Origin of the sequence: Haloprofundus halophilus, from assembly GCF_003439925.1 — an archaeon.
Classification (GTDB): Archaea; Halobacteriota; Halobacteria; order Halobacteriales; family Haloferacaceae; genus Haloprofundus; species Haloprofundus halophilus.
On sequence record NZ_QQRR01000002.1, the window covers coordinates 799,518 to 817,291 of the forward strand.

22 protein-coding genes are annotated in these 17,774 nt (G+C 64.2%); 15 read left to right on the forward strand and 7 right to left on the reverse strand.

Annotation, left to right across the window (positions count from 1 at the left end):
• Positions 1–51 precede the first annotated feature (51 nt).
• From cofD to DV709_RS13745, 5 genes are all read left to right on the forward strand, one after another.
• Complete coding sequence (gene cofD, locus DV709_RS13725) at positions 52–1,047, forward strand: 2-phospho-L-lactate transferase (RefSeq protein WP_117594978.1); 996 nt, start codon at positions 52–54, stop codon at positions 1,045–1,047.
• The gene (locus DV709_RS13730; protein WP_117594979.1) at positions 1,044–1,877 is read left to right on the forward strand and encodes a tRNA-dihydrouridine synthase; all 834 of its coding nucleotides are present in this window, start codon (positions 1,044–1,046) and stop codon (positions 1,875–1,877) included. Before cofD ends, DV709_RS13730 begins: the two co-directional genes overlap by 4 nt.
• A complete protein-coding gene (locus DV709_RS13735) occupies positions 1,850–2,707 on the forward strand; it encodes a triphosphoribosyl-dephospho-CoA synthase (protein WP_117595328.1) in 858 nt (285 codons plus the stop codon). Before DV709_RS13730 ends, DV709_RS13735 begins: the two co-directional genes overlap by 28 nt.
• Entirely contained in the window at positions 2,704–3,390 is a 687-nt protein-coding gene (locus tag DV709_RS13740) for a DUF447 domain-containing protein (RefSeq protein ID WP_117594980.1), read from the forward strand. The genes DV709_RS13735 and DV709_RS13740 overlap by 4 nt, the downstream gene beginning before the upstream one ends.
• 119 nt (positions 3,391–3,509) lie before the next feature.
• Complete coding sequence (locus DV709_RS13745; protein ID WP_117594981.1) at positions 3,510–3,704, forward strand: 30S ribosomal protein S17e; 195 nt, start codon at positions 3,510–3,512, stop codon at positions 3,702–3,704.
• A 105-nt stretch (positions 3,705–3,809) separates the two neighbouring features.
• Here DV709_RS13745 and DV709_RS13750 read toward each other — a convergent pair whose 3' ends face one another.
• Both DV709_RS13750 and DV709_RS13755 read right to left on the reverse strand, forming a co-directional pair.
• Positions 3,810–5,195, reverse strand: coding sequence for an NAD(P)/FAD-dependent oxidoreductase (locus tag DV709_RS13750; protein WP_117594982.1), 1,386 nt, complete (start codon positions 5,193–5,195; stop codon positions 3,810–3,812).
• Positions 5,196–5,317: 122 nt separating this feature from the next.
• The gene (locus tag DV709_RS13755) at positions 5,318–5,788 is read right to left on the reverse strand and encodes a hypothetical protein (protein ID WP_117594983.1); all 471 of its coding nucleotides are present in this window, start codon (positions 5,786–5,788) and stop codon (positions 5,318–5,320) included.
• Positions 5,789–5,920: 132 nt separating this feature from the next.
• Between DV709_RS13755 and DV709_RS13760 the strand changes: the two genes are divergently transcribed.
• The gene (locus DV709_RS13760; RefSeq protein WP_117594984.1) at positions 5,921–6,877 is read left to right on the forward strand and encodes a D-2-hydroxyacid dehydrogenase; all 957 of its coding nucleotides are present in this window, start codon (positions 5,921–5,923) and stop codon (positions 6,875–6,877) included.
• A 24-nt stretch (positions 6,878–6,901) separates the two neighbouring features.
• Here DV709_RS13760 and DV709_RS13765 read toward each other — a convergent pair whose 3' ends face one another.
• Both DV709_RS13765 and DV709_RS13770 read right to left on the reverse strand, forming a co-directional pair.
• The gene (locus DV709_RS13765) at positions 6,902–7,612 is read right to left on the reverse strand and encodes a fumarylacetoacetate hydrolase family protein (RefSeq protein ID WP_117594985.1); all 711 of its coding nucleotides are present in this window, start codon (positions 7,610–7,612) and stop codon (positions 6,902–6,904) included.
• A 184-nt stretch (positions 7,613–7,796) separates the two neighbouring features.
• Positions 7,797–8,417 carry a hypothetical protein gene (locus tag DV709_RS13770; protein ID WP_117594986.1) on the reverse strand — a complete coding sequence of 207 codons (621 nt, stop codon included), beginning with the start codon at positions 8,415–8,417 and terminating at the stop codon, positions 7,797–7,799.
• 198 nt (positions 8,418–8,615) lie between these two features.
• On the opposite strand from DV709_RS13770, the gene DV709_RS13775 reads away from it, so the two are divergent.
• Entirely contained in the window at positions 8,616–9,224 is a 609-nt protein-coding gene (locus DV709_RS13775) for a class I SAM-dependent methyltransferase (RefSeq protein WP_117594987.1), read from the forward strand.
• 79 nt (positions 9,225–9,303) lie between these two features.
• Here the strand turns inward: DV709_RS13775 and DV709_RS13780 are convergent, their stop codons facing one another.
• Entirely contained in the window at positions 9,304–9,771 is a 468-nt protein-coding gene (locus DV709_RS13780) for a GNAT family N-acetyltransferase (RefSeq protein ID WP_117594988.1), read from the reverse strand.
• Positions 9,772–10,130: 359 nt separating this feature from the next.
• Between DV709_RS13780 and DV709_RS13785 the strand changes: the two genes are divergently transcribed.
• A complete protein-coding gene (locus tag DV709_RS13785; protein WP_157972744.1) occupies positions 10,131–10,544 on the forward strand; it encodes a hypothetical protein in 414 nt (137 codons plus the stop codon).
• A gap of 278 nt (positions 10,545–10,822) precedes the next feature.
• Positions 10,823–10,963 (forward strand): hypothetical protein, encoded by a 141-nt coding sequence (locus tag DV709_RS17815; RefSeq protein WP_157972745.1) that lies wholly within the window; start codon positions 10,823–10,825, stop codon positions 10,961–10,963.
• A 357-nt stretch (positions 10,964–11,320) separates the two neighbouring features.
• On the opposite strand, the gene asd is transcribed toward DV709_RS17815, so the two are convergent.
• Positions 11,321–12,355: an aspartate-semialdehyde dehydrogenase gene (asd, locus tag DV709_RS13790; RefSeq protein ID WP_117594990.1), complete on the reverse strand. Its 1,035-nt coding sequence runs from the start codon at positions 12,353–12,355 to the stop codon at positions 11,321–11,323.
• Between the two features lie 623 nt (positions 12,356–12,978).
• Here asd and DV709_RS13795 point away from each other — a divergent pair.
• Positions 12,979–13,173 (forward strand): cold-shock protein, encoded by a 195-nt coding sequence (locus DV709_RS13795; protein WP_058582823.1) that lies wholly within the window; start codon positions 12,979–12,981, stop codon positions 13,171–13,173.
• A 134-nt stretch (positions 13,174–13,307) separates the two neighbouring features.
• On the opposite strand, the gene DV709_RS13800 is transcribed toward DV709_RS13795, so the two are convergent.
• Complete coding sequence (locus DV709_RS13800; protein ID WP_117594991.1) at positions 13,308–13,856, reverse strand: Rieske (2Fe-2S) protein; 549 nt, start codon at positions 13,854–13,856, stop codon at positions 13,308–13,310.
• A gap of 138 nt (positions 13,857–13,994) precedes the next feature.
• Between DV709_RS13800 and DV709_RS13805 the strand changes: the two genes are divergently transcribed.
• The 5 genes from DV709_RS13805 to DV709_RS13825 all read left to right on the forward strand — a co-directional run bounded on the left by DV709_RS13805 (position 13,995) and on the right by DV709_RS13825 (position 17,612).
• The gene (locus DV709_RS13805) at positions 13,995–14,987 is read left to right on the forward strand and encodes a Gfo/Idh/MocA family protein (RefSeq protein ID WP_117595329.1); all 993 of its coding nucleotides are present in this window, start codon (positions 13,995–13,997) and stop codon (positions 14,985–14,987) included.
• Positions 14,988–15,036: 49 nt separating this feature from the next.
• Complete coding sequence (locus tag DV709_RS13810) at positions 15,037–15,252, forward strand: hypothetical protein (RefSeq protein ID WP_117594992.1); 216 nt, start codon at positions 15,037–15,039, stop codon at positions 15,250–15,252.
• Positions 15,253–15,454: 202 nt separating this feature from the next.
• The gene (hisD, locus tag DV709_RS13815) at positions 15,455–16,774 is read left to right on the forward strand and encodes a histidinol dehydrogenase (protein WP_117594993.1); all 1,320 of its coding nucleotides are present in this window, start codon (positions 15,455–15,457) and stop codon (positions 16,772–16,774) included.
• Between the two features lie 190 nt (positions 16,775–16,964).
• Positions 16,965–17,330, forward strand: coding sequence for a HesB/IscA family protein (locus DV709_RS13820; protein WP_117594994.1), 366 nt, complete (start codon positions 16,965–16,967; stop codon positions 17,328–17,330).
• Between the two features lie 36 nt (positions 17,331–17,366).
• On the forward strand, positions 17,367–17,612 hold the full coding sequence (locus DV709_RS13825; protein ID WP_117594995.1) for a DUF5816 domain-containing protein: 246 nt from the start codon (positions 17,367–17,369) through the stop codon (positions 17,610–17,612).
• Positions 17,613–17,774 lie beyond the last annotated feature (162 nt).

Sequence of the window (17,774 nt, forward strand, 5' to 3'; positions counted from 1 at the left end):
GCGTCGCCGTGAAGGCCAGATACAAATCGTTGCCCGGTCAACCTCCGGCAAATGGTCACCTTTCTCGCCGGCGGGACGGGCACCCCGAAACTGCTCGACGGGCTCGGGGAGTCGAGATTCGACCCGAGCGAGACGGTCGTCGTCGGCAACACCGGCGACGACGTCGAACTCGGCGGCGTGCTCGTCTGTCCCGACCTCGACACGGTCTTGTTCGACGGCGGCGGCGTCCTCGACCGCGAGCGCTGGTGGGGAATCGACGGCGACACCACCGAGACCCACGAGGAGCTCCGCCGTCTCGCCGACGCCGCCGGACTCGACGACGGCCCGCGGTACCTCCCCGACGGCGCGCAGACGAGCGGGCGAGAGATCGCCCGTTGGCGACGCTTCTCGGGCGTCGCGGAGTTCATGGAACTCGGCGACAGGGACCGAGCCGTCCACGTGACGCGGACGAGTCTCGTGGACGAGGGCCACAGCCTCACCGAAGTCACCCGGATACTGGCCGACGCGTTCGGCCTCGACGTGACGCTGCTCCCGATGTCTGACGACCCCGTCGCCTCCGTCGTCCACACCGACGAGGGACCGATGCACTTCCAGGAGTACTGGGTCGCTCGCCGCGCCGACCCCGCGGTCCGCGACGTGGAGTTCCGCGGAGCCGACGACGCCGGGCCGACCGACGCGGTGCTCGACGCGCTCGCCGCGCCAGTGGTCGTCGGTCCCTCCAACCCCGTGACGAGCATCGGTCCGATGCTCGCGGTTCCCGGCATCTGCGAGGCGCTGGAGTCGACGCCGGTAGTCGCCGTCTCGCCGTTCGTCGAGGACACGGTGTTCTCCGGCCCCGCCGCCGAACTGATGCGCGGTGTCGGCTACGAGGCCAGTACCGCCGGCGTCGCCGAGGCGTACCCGTTCGCCGACGCGTTCGTCCTCGACGACGACGACGGAACCGAACTCGACCGGCCGGTCGTCAGAACCGACACGAAACTCGACGGTCCCGACGACGCCGCGCGCGTGCTGGGCGCGGTCGAGACTGCACTGGAGGCGGTCTCGTGAGCGCTCCCAACCGGAGAGCCGAGCGACCGCCGCTCCGCCTCGCCGCCGCGAGCCTCAGCGGCGTGTCAGACTCCGAGTGGGCGAACGCGGCCGCTCCATACGTCGACGCGGCATTTCTCGGCGGTATCGCGTTGGACGGCGTCTCGCGGGAGGCGGCGCGCGAACTCGTCGACCGCGGGCGCTCGGAGTTCCTCCCCGACGACCCGCTCTCGTTCGTCGACGCCGAGCTACGAGCGCTCTCCGACGCGCCGATTCGCGTCGGCGTCAACGTCCGCAGCGCGACTGTCTCGCCAGTTCGGGCAGTCGCGACCGTCTGCAGCGACCACGGTGCGATACTGGAACTCAACGCCCACTGTCGCCAGGACGAACTCCTCGCGGTGGGATGCGGCGAGGCGCTTTTGGCCGACACCGACCGCCTCTGTCGGTACGTCGCCGCCGCGGCCGAGACCGGTGCGACCGTGAGCGTGAAGACCAGAACGGAGGTCTCGGGCGTCGACCTCCCGGAGACGGCCCGGCGCGTGGCCGACGCCGGCGCGACGATGTTCCACGTCGACGCGATGGACTCCGAGCACGTCGTCGGCGAGGTCGCCGCGGCCGTCGGCGACGACCTCTACCTCGTCGCCAACAACGGCGTCCGCGACGCCGCCAGCGTCCGCGAGTACCTCGACTACGGCGCCGACGCGGTGAGCGTCGGGCGGCCGAGCGACGACCCCCGCGTTCTGAAGCGGGTGCGCGCCGCCGTCGACGAGCGGTTCGACGCGGACGATTCCGACGAATCCGACCCGTCCGACGATTCCGACGGATACGACGAATCGGAGGTCCCGGCGTGACGCCCGCCGAGAACGCGGAGCTCGCGCTCCTCCTGGAGGTCTCGAGCACGCCGAAACCGGGCAACGTCGACCGAAATCGAGATCTGGACGACCTGCGGTTCGAACATTTCCTCGCGGGTGCCGTCGGGTCGAGCGAAGGGCTCCGGATGGCCGCCGACGGCGCCCCCGTGGGGGCGGCGTTCGAGCGCGCCGTCGAGGGGATGAGTCGACAGGGCGGCGGCAACACGCAGTTCGGGTGTCTGTTGCTGCTCGTGCCGCTGGTGAGAGCCGCGGCGGAGAACGGCGACCTCACGCCCGAGACGGCGACGAGCGTCGTCGAATCGACCACCGTCGCCGACGCCGCGGCGTTCTACCGCTCGTTCGAACACGTCGACGTCGCCGTCGACGACCCGCCGCACGACGCCCCCGAACTGGACGTTCGACGCGGGAGCGACGCGGTTCCCGCGCTCGAGTCCCGGGGACTGACGCTGTACGACGTGATGGAACTGAGCGCCGGCCGCGACGGCAACGCCCGCGAGTGGACCGGCGGGTTCCGGCGGACGTTCGCCGCCGCCGACGCGATCTGCGACGACGACGGTCCCGTTCCGGACCGCGCGGCGCGGGCGTTTCTCGACCTGCTCGTCGAGGAACCGGACACGCTCGTCGCCACCCGACACGGCGAGGAGGTCGCCGCCGCGGTTTCGGGGTGGGCCGCCGACGCTCGCGGCGACGAGGCGGCGACGGAGCGACTGGCGGAGGCACTCGTCGCCGAAGGTGTGAATCCGGGAACGACCGCCGACATCACCGCCGCGGCGCTGTTCGTCGCGCTCGAACGGGGGCTGCGCGTGTGAGTGACGAACGCGGGGGCGGCGGAAGCGACCGGAGCGACCGAAGCGACCGAAGCGGCGGAAGCGACCGAAGCGGCGGAAGCGACGACGAGACGGACGCCGAATGGCCCGTCGAACTCCGAGGCGTCACGGAGTCGGTGGTGACGACGCTCGGGCCGAACGACCTGTGGAACGTCGCGGCGCTCGGGGTTCGCGCGCCCGCCGCTTCGGATACCTCGGCGACGGCGACGACGTGGGGGAACACCCGGACGCGCCGGAACTTCCACCGGCAGGGTGAGGGCGTCGTCCAGTTCGTCACCGACCCGCGGACGTTCGTCGCCGCCGCGGTGACGATACGCGAGGAGACAGAGCCAGTTCTCGACAGCGCCGACGCGTGGGTTCGCGTGGAAACCGACTGCGTCGACAGCGAGGAGCGCGGAGAGACGACGGTCGAGCGATGGGAACTCCGCCCCGTGGAGTCGGCCGTGGTCGAGACGGGCGTGCGAACCATCAATCGAGGGTTCTACGCCGTCGTTGACGCGACCGTCGCGGCGTCGCGGTTGGACGTGTCCGCTTACGACACCGACGCGCTGTTAGACCGCCTCACCTACTTCGAGGAGACGGTCGAGAAGTGCGGCGGCGACGCCGAGCGGGAGGCGTTCGAGCGGCTGAGCGCCGAGACGGGATGGCGGAAGCGACGCGATTGACGGTGAGCAGACGACCCGGCTGTCGTCGAGGGGACCCGAGGCCACGAACCGTGTCACCGTCGTCCACACCGCGGGCGCGGAACGAATCGTTTTAGTGGGCTACGACGGAAGATTTCCGTATGGCTATCAAACCCAAGTACGTCAAGCAGATGGGAACGCTGCTGCTGGAGAAGTACCCGCAGGCGTTCAACACCGACTTCGAGACGAACAAGGAGAACGTCGACAAACTGACCAACGTCGATTCGAAGGGCGTCCGCAACCGCATCGCGGGCTACGTCACGCGCAAGAAGCAATCGCAGGCGGCCGCAGCGTAAACGTCCGTTTTTCGAGTTCGGATTCGAGACAGAGACGCCGAGCGACGCGAGTGTCGAGAGTCGCTTCGAGTGCCGAAAGTCGCTTCGAGTGCCGAAAAACCCGACTCAGATAGTGTACTCGGACTCTTTCAGTTGGACGTAGCGTCCGTTGCGGAACTTGAACTTCCGTTTCTTGTACGCGCCCGCGAGGCGGGCGGCGTTGATACCCGTCCGACCGGCACCCTCCAGAACCTGCATGGCGCCCCCGCTGTCCATGAGCTTTCGCGCCGTTTCGAACGCCCAGTCCCAGTCGTCGGGGCCGTAGTCGTGGACGAGGTCGGCCATGGAGACGTTTCGGAGAATCTCGTCGTCTATCGCGTCCTTCCAGCGCCGGTTGTACGCCGAGAGGTCGCCGGAGGCGGCGAGTTCGCCCGCGATAGCGCCGGTGCGGACGGCGACGTGGTCGCCGCCCTCGTGGAACGCGGAGGTCGCGCCCATCGCGCCGCCGACGACGGCGATGTCCGCGCCGACCGGCGAGTCGATGGGTCGCGTCGAGGAGATGGCGTACGTCTCCGTCCCGCCGCGCTTGCCGCGGTCTTCGACGAGCGGGAAGTCGTCGAGGTCGTACTCGTCGCCGTAGACGTGGTCGAGCAGCCGTCGGATGTACTCTTTGCCCTGCGGGATGCGCTCGTCCTCCGGGCGGAGGAGCGCGTACTTCTCTCTGTCTTCGACCTCGTCTATGTCCATCCCGATGGGCATCGTCAGGCCGACGCGACAGACGTTGTCGTCGTTCGGGAACACCCACGGGTAAGCGGTGTGACCGGGCATGTACCCCCACCAGAACGTGATGGCCGACTTGATCTCCTCGAACAGTTCCTCGGGGAAGCGGCGGTACTCCTGGTAGGCGATGTGGTTCGACCGCCGCGAGGAGAGGCGTTCCGAGGCTTTCTCGCCGTCGGGGAGGTAACGGTCGAGCACGCGGTTGGTGACCGTTCGCTGGGGGCCGTCGGCCAGAATCAGGAAGTCGGCACCGACGTTCTCGCCGTCTTTGAGTTCGACGGTGTGTCGCGGGTCGTCGCCCGTCGCCGCGAGGTTCGTCTCGACGTTCTTCACCGAGGCTTTCACGCGGTACTCCGCGCCCGCGTCCTCGGCGCGTTGGCGCATCCAGTCGTCGAACCGGGCGCGGTGGAACGTGTAGCCGAACTCGTCGTACGACGATTCGATGCCCGTCGCCTGGAGCGTCAGCGACTCGTTCGGACCGACGAACTCCGCGCGGTCGAGCGTCTGGAGGACGATTCCGTCGGGCATCTCGTCGGGGTGGATTCCCATGATGTCCACCCAGTAGTCGAGGATGCCCGCGGCGTCCGTCGAGTCGGGACCGAGCTGTTCTCGGTCGGCCCGCGGGACGCCTTTCTCCATCACGACGGCCGTCGCTCCGGCGGACGCGGCCGCGTGCGCCGCTGCCGTACCGCCCGGACCGCCGCCGACGATGGCTACGTCTACGCGCTGCATACCTCGTATCCGGCAGTACTCCGCCATTAAAGGTCCGGAACGTTCCGCGCGGCGAACAGTCACTCAGCGAGCGAACGCCGGGGCTGTCGGAGGTTGCAGGGATTCGGGAGGGTGGGCGGCGGCTACTCCGCGGGCGTCGCCGAGTCGTCGCCGCAGGCGTCCGGACTCGACATCGACCAGATACCGAGTCGTCCCTCGTGGTCGACTTTCACCAGCAGTCGGTAACACGGCGCGTCGCCGAGGTCCGACAGCGCGAACGTCTCCCAGCTCTCGGCGTCGTCGAGGCGCGCGGAGATGACGTACGACCCCGGCGTCTCGCTCCAGGAGAGGTCAACCGTCTCGCCGTCGGAGACGTTGTTCTCGACACCGTCGAGGTCGTGCGAGGTCCAGTGGACGAGTTCGCCGTCGCGGCGGACGATGAGGTCGATGCTGTGGGAGTCGACGTGCGAGTTGCTGAGGTGGAGTTCGCCCAGTTGCGCCGACCCCTCGGACTCACCGAGAACGCCCGCGCTGGCGCACCCACTGACGAGGCCGGCGACGCCCACCCCGAACGCGCCCAGAACACGACGCCGCGTCGTCTGCGACCGTGACATACGCACCACCGAAACAGTCTTCGGATAAATACGTTCCGAGCGAGTGATGTGTTTTCTCCCGCCCCTCCGTCGAAGTAGGCCGCGACTGCCGAAGGGGGTGCACTCATACCGCTGGTCGGAAAACGGGGACGCATGACCGACCCGGATATCGTCGTGCTGCGACAGAAGATTCACGGCCTCTCTGCGGAGGCGTACGCCGAGACCCTGCGCGAGCGACTCCCCGATTACGACGTCGCGCTGGCGAAGACGCCCGCCGAAGAGCGCGAGTTCCTTCGGACGGCGCGCGTCGCCACCGGCTTCTCGCTCGACGCCGACGAGCTGGACGCCGCGCCGAACCTCGAACTGTTCGCCTGCGTCTACGCCGGGACGGGGCATCTGGACCTCGACGCCTTCGCGGAGCGGGGCGTCGCCGTCACCAACGCCTCGGGCGTTCACGGGCCCAACATCGCGGAGTACGCCCTCGGCGCGATTCTCTCGTTCGCCCGCGGGTTCGACACGGCGTGGCGACGCAAGGAGCGCGCCGAGTGGCGGTCGTACCAGGCCACCGAACTCCAGGGAAGCCGAGTGACCGTCGTCGGCCTCGGCGCTATCGGGGAGAGTATCGTCGACCGCCTCGCCCCGTTCGGCGTCGAGACGGTGGGCGTCCGCTACTCGCCGGAGAAGGGCGGCCCGACGGACGAAGTGTACGGCTTCGACGAGATACACGAGGCGCTCGCCGACAGCGACTACGTCGTCGTCGCCGCGCCGCTAACCGAGACGACAGAGAAACTCATCGACGCGGAGGCGTTCCGGACGCTGCCGCCGCACGCGGTGCTCGTCAACGTCGGCCGCGGTCCCATCGTCGACACCGACGCGCTCGTTTCGACACTCCAGACGAACGGTCTCCGCGGCGCGGCGCTAGACGTGACCGACCCCGAACCGCTCCCGCAGGAACATCCGCTGTGGTCGTTCGACAACGTGCTCATCACGCCGCACAACGCGGGCCACACGCCGAAGTACTGGGAGCGCCGCGCGGACATTATCGCGCGGAACCTCGACAAGGTCGAGGAGACGGGCGAGTTCGAAAACTTGGAGAATCAGGCGGATTAGAGCAGACCGGTTACAATTCGCTCGCTACTCCACCGCGTTCCGCAGCGTCCCGATTCCCTCGTAGGTGATTTCGACCACGTCGCCCGGTTCGATGGTGCCGGGGTTCGCTGGGCTACCGAACGCGATTGCATCGCCAGGCTGGAAGGTGAATCGCTTCGAGAGGTAGGAGACGATTTCGTACGGACCGAACAGCATCAGTTCGGTGTTCGCCTCCTGTCGGCGCTCGCCGCTCACGTCGGTGTGCATGTCGAGGTTTCGCGGGTCCAGCTCCGTTTCAATCCACGGCCCCAACGGACCGGAGCCGTCGAACGCTTTTCTGGCCGTCCGGCCCTGCTGGTCGAGGGCGTCCACGTCGTTCATGATGGTGTAGCCGCGGACGTACTCCGGAACTTCGTCGACCGAGATGTCGTGGCACTCCTCGTCGACGACGGCGACGAGTTCGCCCGCGTACGTGAGTTCCTCCGTGAACGCGGGGTACAGAATCGGCTCCTCGTGGGCGATAACCGAGGTCGGCGGCTTGATGAAGAAGTCGGGTTCCTCGGGTCGCTCGTACTCCATCTGGTCGAGCGTCGCGGCGTAGTTGCGGCCGACGCAGTACAGCGCCGACGGTTCGCACGGTGCGAGCAGGTCGCCGTCTTCACCGACGACGTACTCGCCGTCGTCTGCGAGGATGGTTCCGTCTCGGTACTCGCCCTCGCGCGGGCCGTCAGGGGTCTGGATACGGGCGATTCGCATGGTTGTTCGTCTTGTTGCGTCTCGAAAGGCGTACCGGAAACGGCGGAGCCTGCGCCTCAGAGTTCGGTGAGCCCACTATTCCGTGACCCCAGTCCACTCGATTGAAGTGTGGCGTCTGTGGCTATCCCTGGATTTTGACAGAAATTGCGTGCTGCATACAGAGGATGCATCTCTGACTCCTTTATCAGAGCGGCCACTCATTCCGTGTGAATAGGTCATCAAGGGCGTCAGGGAGAGTGTTGAGCTTGTAGTCTACCCACTTAGTGAACGGCGTGTGGTGCCTGATTTCTCTCCACTCGTCGTCTGTTTCCGCACTCACCTGCACTACACGCTCAAAGAATTCGAAGAGGTAGAGATGTTCTTGCTCCGCCATCCCTGACTCAGGGTCTTCCCCCAGCCTGTAAATTCGCTTTGCCTCGGTGTACGCCTCCTCTACTCCAGCCAGCTCACCGACCAACCGAAAGTCACCGATATATTCGTACCAGACGCCTCGACGGGCCCTCTCGAACCAATACTCATCTTCAGGGACGGGTAGATGGCGAGCGTTGAGGTCTTCAGCGACCAGAATCCCTTGCTTGCAACGGTTGACACACTGGTCACGAGTTCCAGCTAAACGATAACAGACGCCAGCGAGAAGAAACATGTATTCCCCTTTGCAAGCGGTCGTCGCGGGGAACCCAGGCGGAGAGTCACCGAGATACTCGTAAGCTGCCGCCGTGAACCAATCGCCAGCAGCAGAGAACTCGCCGCGCCTACGGTGAGCCTCGGCGTTTTCTACATGTTCCCATGCAGTTTCGCAGGTCATTGGACCAGATAATCACCACTCTCTGATAACCATTCGGCGGTACGCCCCGACCACTTCCGAGTCAGACTGCTGTTGCATACGCGCTGTGTATTCAGCAGCCGGTGAGCGAACCCCTCGATAGCTGTCAGTAACGGAGTGCAAGATACAGAGGATGTGTACCGCAGATTCATGATAGGTAATTGGATATAGTGAAAGGCCATGGGCGATCGGTCCGAAACAGGAGACGAAGCGGATTGGTGGAACGAGGTGTATAGAAGTGAGACAGTTCCACCGTGGGACATCGGTCACCCACAACCAGCGCTCGTGGATGCCATCGAAAGTTATGAATTGACCGGCCCAATCCTCGACGTTGGATGTGGCACCGGGATACACGCACTCTGGGCTACAGAACGAGGATACACAGCTCTCGGCATCGATTTCTCCGAGGTAGGTATTGAAGTGGCACAAAAGAGGGCCAGAGAGCAAGGTCTGGACGCCGATTTTCGTGTTGCAAATGCGCTGAACCTCCCAAGCAATCTCGGGCCGTTCAAGACGGTGTTGGATAGTGGGCTCTTCCACGCCTTCGAGACAGACGAACGGGAAACCTACGCTCGTGAACTCGCCGCAGCCGTCTCGTCGGGTGGACACCTCTTTCTCGTCGGCTTCGCCGAGGGCGCTACCGAGAACGCGGGGCCGAATCCACTCACTCCAGACGATATTCACTCTGCGTTCGGAAATCAGTGGACGGTCCACGAGACCCAGGAGAGTGTGTTTGAAACACGAGTACGTTCCGAGCAAGGGCTCCTCGCCGTCGTCGAACGGGTTTGAGTATCGCATCGATGTCAAGTGATTTGAACATCACTTCTCATCAGACGAATTTTCCCCTGTACCGGATGCGGCTTTCGACTCACTCTAACGGCTGTGCGTAGTCAACTTGCTTTGGCTGGAAGCTCAGATTACGGTAGAACCGGCGTGCGCCCTCGTTCTGCCATTCACAGGAGACCTTGAGGAGATCACAACCCTGCTCGCGAGCCATTTTTTTCACCCGCTCGACGGCCTCTGTTCCGTGGCCTCGATTTCGGTGGTCTTCGTCGATAGCGAAGTTCACGATGCGGAGGTACCGTGAGTACTGACGGGAACCGTGGTTGCCCTCACGAAGCGTGACGAACCCGATTGTATCACCTGTGTGGACGATGAGGTAGTCAGTGATATCCTCGTCGTCAAGGTGAGCGCGGAAGCCACCGTCGGGGACCTCGTTGACGTCCGTGTACGTGAGTTCGTTCAGTCCGGAGTAATCCTCCATCGCTTTCGCGAGGTCGTACCAGCGACCGACAAGCGCATTAAGGTCGTCAGCGGTGGCTTCGACGAGTTCCATACGGAAACTCCTCAACGTTGGCTCTTTAGATTTCGCTCGGTGTGCTTCGTTCTAGCACGTCTTGGAACACCAGCGGCGGCGAACGGGGGGAACGGCTTCTCTATGTCCACTACCGAGGGCTTCGGTTGACCGATACGCGCTATGTATACAGCACGCACGATTCAAACTGCTCAACTTTCGTCAGGATCAACGTGACCGACTCAGAGGATGTATTTCGCATAGAGACGCAGTTTATTCCGACTCAGCGAATATGAATCATCGCGAAGTAGCGCATGCGAATTGCTTGTTTAATTCCGACTCCGATCGACCTCAGGAGAAATTTCCTATGAATTAAATGGCTTTGTTTGAAGTATGGGATAATGAAACGGCGGTCGATTCTCGCTGTACTCGGTGTCGTCGGTGGCGCTGGATGGATTGGATATGGCCGATTCCAGTCCGGTCGAGAGGGACGGGTCTACTGGCGACAGATGGCAGCCGATGCTGGCGGAGAACCAGGGTCGTTGATTGTACTGACCGAGTCGCGTAAGCCCGATGGAGCAGTGAGCCGTACAATTCACGACAAGTATACAGACGCGTTCGACAACGGAACGTATGTCTCGAAGGACCTCCACCGCGCTCTCAAACACAAGTTCGGCTCCGACGAACCCTATTATCTCATTCGATACGAAGACCACGACTGCAATGGTATCCCCGGTGATGAAGGGGGCAATGCTGTCGAAGTATCACGGGAGAAGTTTAATGATCTTCAAATTGGCGACTGCGTGAAAAAGTAGATTCGGTTTAGCGAAACCCCCTCGAATCATGCGGGGTCGGGAGCCAGTAGTAATACGATTAGGTTACCACGAGTACCAAATTTACGACCGATACGCGCTATGTATTCAGCAGTCGGTAAGCGAACTCCTCGACGGCTGTCAGTAACGGGATGCAAGATACAGAGGTTGTATTTATCAAGCGACCATCGCCAGTTTTAGCCGATTGATGAAGAAACACTTGTTCGGTACAAATGCTTAGTACCCGAAAGTTTTTGCTCAACTGTTGGTAGATTGCTCCTATGGTTGATTTAACATTATCCTCGGTCCTTCTACTGTGGATTGCTATTATGACAGCGGTTTACGCTGGGGTATATCTGGCCCTTCAGATGTTTTTCGGACAAAACAATCCAGTTACAGGGATGGAAGAGCAGAACCAATGACGAATGTGTACGGCCACTCGTTGAGGAGTCCACCAGAAGGTAACACTGTGACCGATAAGCGCTCTCTATTCAGCACGGTCTCACCAAACTGTCACCAACTATAGGCTTCAACGGGCCCTGGTGTACGAAAATCGCGGAGCGATTTTCGGCCGACGACTGAGCGGAAACGCGAAGCGTCGAAGCGAAGGAGGAGTGTCCTCGTGAGCGAAGCGAACGAGGGCTCGTCAGAGCTTGTCTCTGACGGTGCTTTTGGTCCGAGAGCAGACGCTTCGCGTCTGCTAAGCCTTCGCGGTTCCACCGCGAAGACAGCTTTTGCCGAGGGCCGCCGAAGGCGGCCCGCAGCGCAAAAGGTGGGTTCTAGACCCAGCCTTCCTCAACCAGCAACTCACCGTTCAGCACGCTCGCGCCCGCCGCACCGCGAATCGTGTTGTGCGCGAGGCAGTTGTACTTGATACCCGAACTCGTCTCCTGAATCCCGCCGGCGGAGATGGCCATCCCGTCGCCGTGCATCCGGTCGAGCCGCGGTTGCGGGCGGTGGGGGTCGTCGAACACGCGGATGAGCGGCTCGGGCGCGCTCGGGAGGCCGATGCCGGGGAACTCGCGCATCGCGTCGGCGATGTCGTCGACCGAGGGGTCGGCTTCGAGTTCCGCGAAGACGTTTTCGAGGTGGCCGTCGAGCGTCGGAATCCGGTTGCACGAGGCCGAGACGTCGGCGTCGTGCAGCGAGAGCTCCGCGCCGTCGAAGGAGCCGAGCAGTTTCCGAGATTCGCTCTCCATCTTCTCCTCCTCGCCGCCGATGTGTGGGATGGCGTTGTCGATGATCTCCATCGAGGTGACGCCGGAGTAGCCCGCACCCGAGACCGCCTGGAGGGTCGAGACGTGGACGCGTTCGAGGCCGAACGCGTCGAGCGCGGCGAGCGTCGGCGTCATCGTGATAGTCGAGCAGTTCGGGTTCTTGATGAGCGCGCCGTCCCAGCCGCGCTCGTCGCGCTGGACCTCGATGAGTCCGAGGTGGTCAGCGTTGACCTCCGGGATGGTGAGCGGCACGTCGGGGGCCATTCGGTCGTTCGAGGAGTTCGAGGAGACGACGTAGCCGGCCTCCGCAAAGTCGGGTTCGACGTCCGCGGCCGCCGAGGAGGGGAGCGAGGAGAAGACGAGGTCCAGGTCGTCGGGCACGTCGTCGACGGCGGTTCGTCGGACTTCCATCCCGGCGACGTCGTCCGGGATGGGTGTGTCGACGCGCCACTTCGCCGCGTCGCGGTAACTCTCGCCCGCGCTCTCGTCGCTCGCGGTGACCGCCGCGAGTTCGAAACTCGGGTGTCCGTCGAGAAGTTGGATGAATCGCTGTCCGACCGCACCGGTTGCGCCGAGGATGCCAACGCGTACTGCCATTAGCGTGTGGGTGGGTGACACTCGCATAAGTGGGTTCGGATTCGGTCGCATTTTCTCGTAAATTCGTGAACATTGGGGGGTTTGACGCCTGCTTTGGCCATTTACTGAGAGACCCTCGGCGGTCGACCGAGTCGAGTTCGAGTCCGTCGGCGAAGCGGGTCGAAACCCGTATGAGGGCGCGGAGAGTACGTCGACTGCGTGCCTTTAGTCCCCGCCCGAGTGTTCCCACTTCGGGAGCGATGACCGCGCGGCGAACCCGGGCGCGCAACATCAGTGCAACCGCCGTCCGGCCCAAAGAGACGGCTGCCTGGCACGAGGGTTTCCCGGCCGACGCGGCATGCCGCCACGGGATGAGGCCGGCCGTTAGTGTCCCGGGCAACATTCTACAGCTCCGACCGGTGAGTTCCACGACCAGCCCCGACTTCCTCCACACCGGAACAACCGATACTACAGAAAACCGTTCGATAACCGTCAAACCTGTCGCCAACACCCTGTAATCGTGGTCAACGAAACACGCTCGTCCACCGTTTTTCCAGTTCGGCCACTGATGGTCAATTTATCTAACGTGGCGGCGCTACAAATTCGCAAGCCTTATTCGTGAACGGCGACTGGTTTCAAAAGCAATGGCGAAAGGCGAAGTTGATTTCTTCAACGACACTGGCGGCTACGGTTTCATCTCGACGGACGACGCGGACGACGACGTTTTCTTCCACATGGAGGACGTTGGCGGCCCTGACCTCGAAGAGGGACAGGAAGTGGAGTTCGACATCGAGCAGGCCCCGAAGGGCCCGCGCGCGACGAACCTCACGCGCCTGTAAAGCAGTTTAGTACGCCGCTTTCGCGGCAAAACGACCCCACATTCTGTTATTTTCGAGTCCGTAGCGGTGACGCTGGGTAACGAGCGCCCGTCGGCGAACGACACGGTGAGGCGCAGCTATCGCCTCCGCGCCGATTAGAGGCGACGGCCCGAGTCGAATCGGTCGTCGGTGAGATACACGTCGCCGTCTCGACACTCGACCTCGATGGCGTCGAGCGACTGCCCGCGGCACGGCCCTCGCGTACAGAACCCGTCGCCGCGGACGAACCGCGCCCCGTGTTCGTGACAGACGATGTGGTCGTCGGTCGTACGAGCGCCGAATCCGGGGTCGAGTCTGACGTGTGGTTTATGCGGGCAGGAGTTTCGCCACGCGTACACTTCGTCGCCGCTGCGTTCGAGTATCCCCTCGGTTCCGCGCTGTCCGTTAATGGCCTCGAACCGAACCGTTCCCCTCGTGGGCACGTCGTCGACGGCGACGAGTCGACGCGGATCGGTCGGCGGGTCGGCTTTCGGGGACGACGAGCCGGTCTCGTCGGTGGCGTCGGCGTCGGTTCCGAGGCGCTCGTCGTCGACAGCGAACCGAAACGTCGCGTCGCCGACTTCGACGGACCCGTCGGTGTCGTAAACTCGAAACGCCTCCTCTTCGCCGTCGCTCTCGACGGTGACTCGGATTGAGTCGTCCATGCACGAGTGTTCACGGGCGCGAGCAACGATAGCTTGTCGGCGACACGCCTCTCGTCTTCTCGCGAGGTCGACGCAGGGAGCGACGCGACCCGTTCCGGAATGACCAGAATCATTGCCGCGACGGTACTCTTCGACGCCATGTCGACCGAACCGGTTTACGACGTGGGAATCGTCGGCTGCGGCGTCATCGGGAACCGACTCGCCGAATCGTTCTCCGCTCACGAACGGACGAACGTCTGGGGGGCCTGCGACCTCGTCGAGTCGAAAGTCGAGGCGTTCGCCGACGAGTACGACTGCGCGGCGTTCACCGATTACCGAGAGCTCATCGGAACCGAGGCCGTCGACGTCGTCTACGTCGGTATCCCGCCGACCGGCCACCTCGAAGTCGCACAGGTCGCGCTCGAACGGGAGAAGGACGTCATCTGCGAGAAACCGCTCGCCGAGAACGCCGCGGAGGGCGAGAAGATGGTCGAACTCGAGGCGTCCTCCGAGCGGACGACGGCCGTCAACCTCCCGTTCCGGTACACGCCCGGGTTCGTCGAGATGCGAGAACGCATCCACGCCGGGGACGTGGGCCGTCCGAAGCGAATCAATCTCGACTTCAGATTCCCGCAGTGGCCCCGCGAGTGGCAGGACGTGGAGTGGCTGAAGAGCAGAGAACAGGGCGGTCCGCTCCGCGAGGTCGGAACGCACTTCCTGTTCGGCGTGCAGGAGATTTTCGGTTCCGTGGAGCGACTCAGCGCCGAGGTCACCTACACCGGTCCGGAGACGTACGAGGAGTCCATCGTCGGCTACTTCGAGGTCGACGGCGTCCACGGAACGCTCGACCTGCTCTGCGACCACGAGCAGTCGGAGGAGAACTCGATTACGGTCGTCGGGTCCGAGTCGTCGCTGACGCTGACCGAGTGGTACAAACTCGTCGAGAACCGCGGTGACTCCGAAGCGGGAGACGTGACGACGCTCAACGAGATGCGCGAGCAGACGACGCTGACGCTCGTCGACGAGTTCGTCACCTCGCTCGATGGCGGCGACGGAAACCTGGTCTCCTTCGAGGAGGCACAGCGGGTGCAGCGCGTCGTCGACGCGGTGTTCGCCTCCGAGGGGACGATGCGAGAACTCGGCGACGGCTGAGTCCGCCGAGGGCGGAACAGCCATATCGCTGCTTCGCACTCGTGGACGTGTGAACCGCGATCGCTTCGTCCAACTCTCGTTTCTGGCGTTCGGCCTCATCCTCGTCAGTTTCGTCGTCATGGGGACGAGCAGAATATTTCTCCCCTACGGCGTCGCGCGGCTGCTCGCCGCGCCGACGTTCTTCGCGGCGTTCAGCCTCGTCGTCTACCTGTTCGTTCGCGCCGCGCTCTCGTTTTTCGGCGTCGTTCCCATCGAAGAGACGTGACGAAGGAGTGAAGACGTCTATCGGGGGCTGGCAGGCGGCGAGGCTCCCAGCACGCGGAGGGTCGCCGCACAACCGCCTCGTTCCCCGCGCGTCACGTCGTCAGCGCACGGGCGGGAGTGGTCGCGCTCTCCCGGATAAACGTTCGTGAGAGCGCGTCTCCCACTATCGGAACGTCTTTTCGCACCGCCTTCGAAGCGCGCCCATGGAAGTCAAGCGAATCGCGGATCTCGGCCCCGACGAGCGCGACGCGCTGTTCGAGCGCGACGCGGGCGTCGACGCCGTCCGCAGCGACGTGCGCGACATCGTCGGCCGCGTACGCGAGGAGGGAGACGTGGCGCTCCGGGAGTTCTCCCGCGAGTTCGACGGCGTCGAAGTCGGCAACGTCGACGTGACGGACCTCGCCGAGCGAGCGTACGACGACATCGACGAGGGGATGCGCGAGGCCATCGAGACGGCCGCCGACAACGTCCGCGAGTTCCACGAACGGCAGGTTCCTGAGGACTGGCGCGCCGACTTCTCGGGGAGGGAACTCGGCCGCCGGTTCCGCCCGCTCGAACGCGTCGGCGTCTACGTTCCCGGCGGCGCGGCCGCCTACCCGTCGAGCGCGCTGATGGGCGTCATCCCGGCGAAAGTCGCGGGCGTCGAGTACGTCGCCGTCGCCACGCCGCCCGCCGACGAGATCAACCCGGTGACGCTCGCGGCGATTCACGCTGCCGGCGCGGACGTGGTGTACGCCGCGGGCGGCGCGCAGGCCATCTCCGCGCTCGCCTACGGCACGGAGACGGTCAACGCGGTCCAGAAGGTCGTCGGTCCCGGTAACAAGTGGGTGACGGCGGCGAAGGCCGAGGTCCGCGGCGACGTCGAAATCGACTTCCTCGCCGGACCGAGCGAGATTCTGGTCGTCGCCGACGAGACGGCGACGCCGAGGTTCGTCGCCGCCGACCTCCTCGCGCAGGCCGAACACGACCCCGAGGCCTCGGTCGTCGCTGTGACGGACGACGAGGAGACGGCCGAGGCCGTCGCCGAGGCGGTCGAAGCCGGTGTCGACGACCGCGAGCGCAGCGGCGTCATCTCCGAGGCGCTCGACAACGACGCGAGCGGTATTCTCCTGGCGCGCTCGATGCCCGAGGCCGTCCTCTTCGCCGAGGAGTACGCCGCCGAACATCTCTCGATTCAGGCGCGCGACGACGAGGAGCTTCTCGACCGCATCACCAACGCCGGAAGCGTGTTCCTCGGGCCGTACACGCCCGTCGCAGCCGGCGACTACGCTTCCGGAACGAACCACGTGCTGCCGACGAACGGCGGCGCGAAACTGTACGGCGGTCTCTCCGTCGACACGTTCGTCCGCTCGACGACGGTCCAACGCCTCGACGAACCGGGCCTGAACGCGCTCTCGGGGACGATTACGACGCTCGCGGAGGCCGAAGGGCTGGAAGCCCACGCCGAGAGCGTCCGCGTTCGACTCGACGAGACGGACGGCGGAGACGGTGCGGACGGCGGGGACGACGCGGACGACGAATAGCGGAACGTAGGGACACTGTTCGAGGACCCACGAATTCCAAAAATTCTAGAACTTGTTCGATTTTCACAACTTTTGGAAGAGAGTGCAAACGTCTCGGACCGTGCGGGCCGCGCCAGCCACGTTTCGCCGGCGTCGCTCGGCCCTGTGAATCAGCGTCACAGTTAACACCTTTCGGACGATACGCTCAGCCATGAGTACCGAATCCGTCGATGGTGACGCCGAAACACCGGTGAAGGTGACCGAGAGCGCGGCGTCGGAAGCGCTCTCGCTTCTGGAGGGTGAGGGACTGGACACCGACGTCGCGGGGCTCCGCCTCTTCGTCCAACAGGGCGGTTGTGCGGGCCTCTCGTACGGAATGCGCTTCGACGACGAACCCGAATCGGACGACGCGGTGACGGAACACCACGGCCTCCGCATCTTCGTCGACCCGGCGAGTCGCCGCTACATCGGCGGGAGCGTCCTCGACTACGAGGGCGGCCTGCAGGCCGCGGGCTTCCACGTCGAGAACCCGAACGTCGTCTCCGAATGCGGCTGCGGCGAGAGCTTCCGCACCTAGAAACGTAATTAACTCCAGTCGCCCGTAGTCGAACGCATGGAACTGGAACTCGCGACGACGCCCGCAGACGACACCGTCTACGTCGACCGCAGCGACGGCGAACGCGGATCGAAAGCGCCGTTTTTCACCACGTACGTCTCAGAGTCACGCGACGTTCGCTGGGGGTATCTCTGCGGCAACTGCGAGACGTTCGACAACGCGATGGACACGATGGGCCGCATCGAGTGCAACACCTGCGGGAACATCAAGAAGCCCGACGAGTGGGACGCCGCCCACGAGTGAGGCCGCCGGACGAAGTGTGTCGATTCGGACCAGCGTGTCGATTCGGACCAGCGTGTCGATTCGGACCAGCGTGTCGACCGTACACCTCTCGCTCAGAAGTTCGGGACTGTTTTCGGCGACTGTGACAAGGTTTATCAAACACGCGGGTGTACGTTCGCTCAC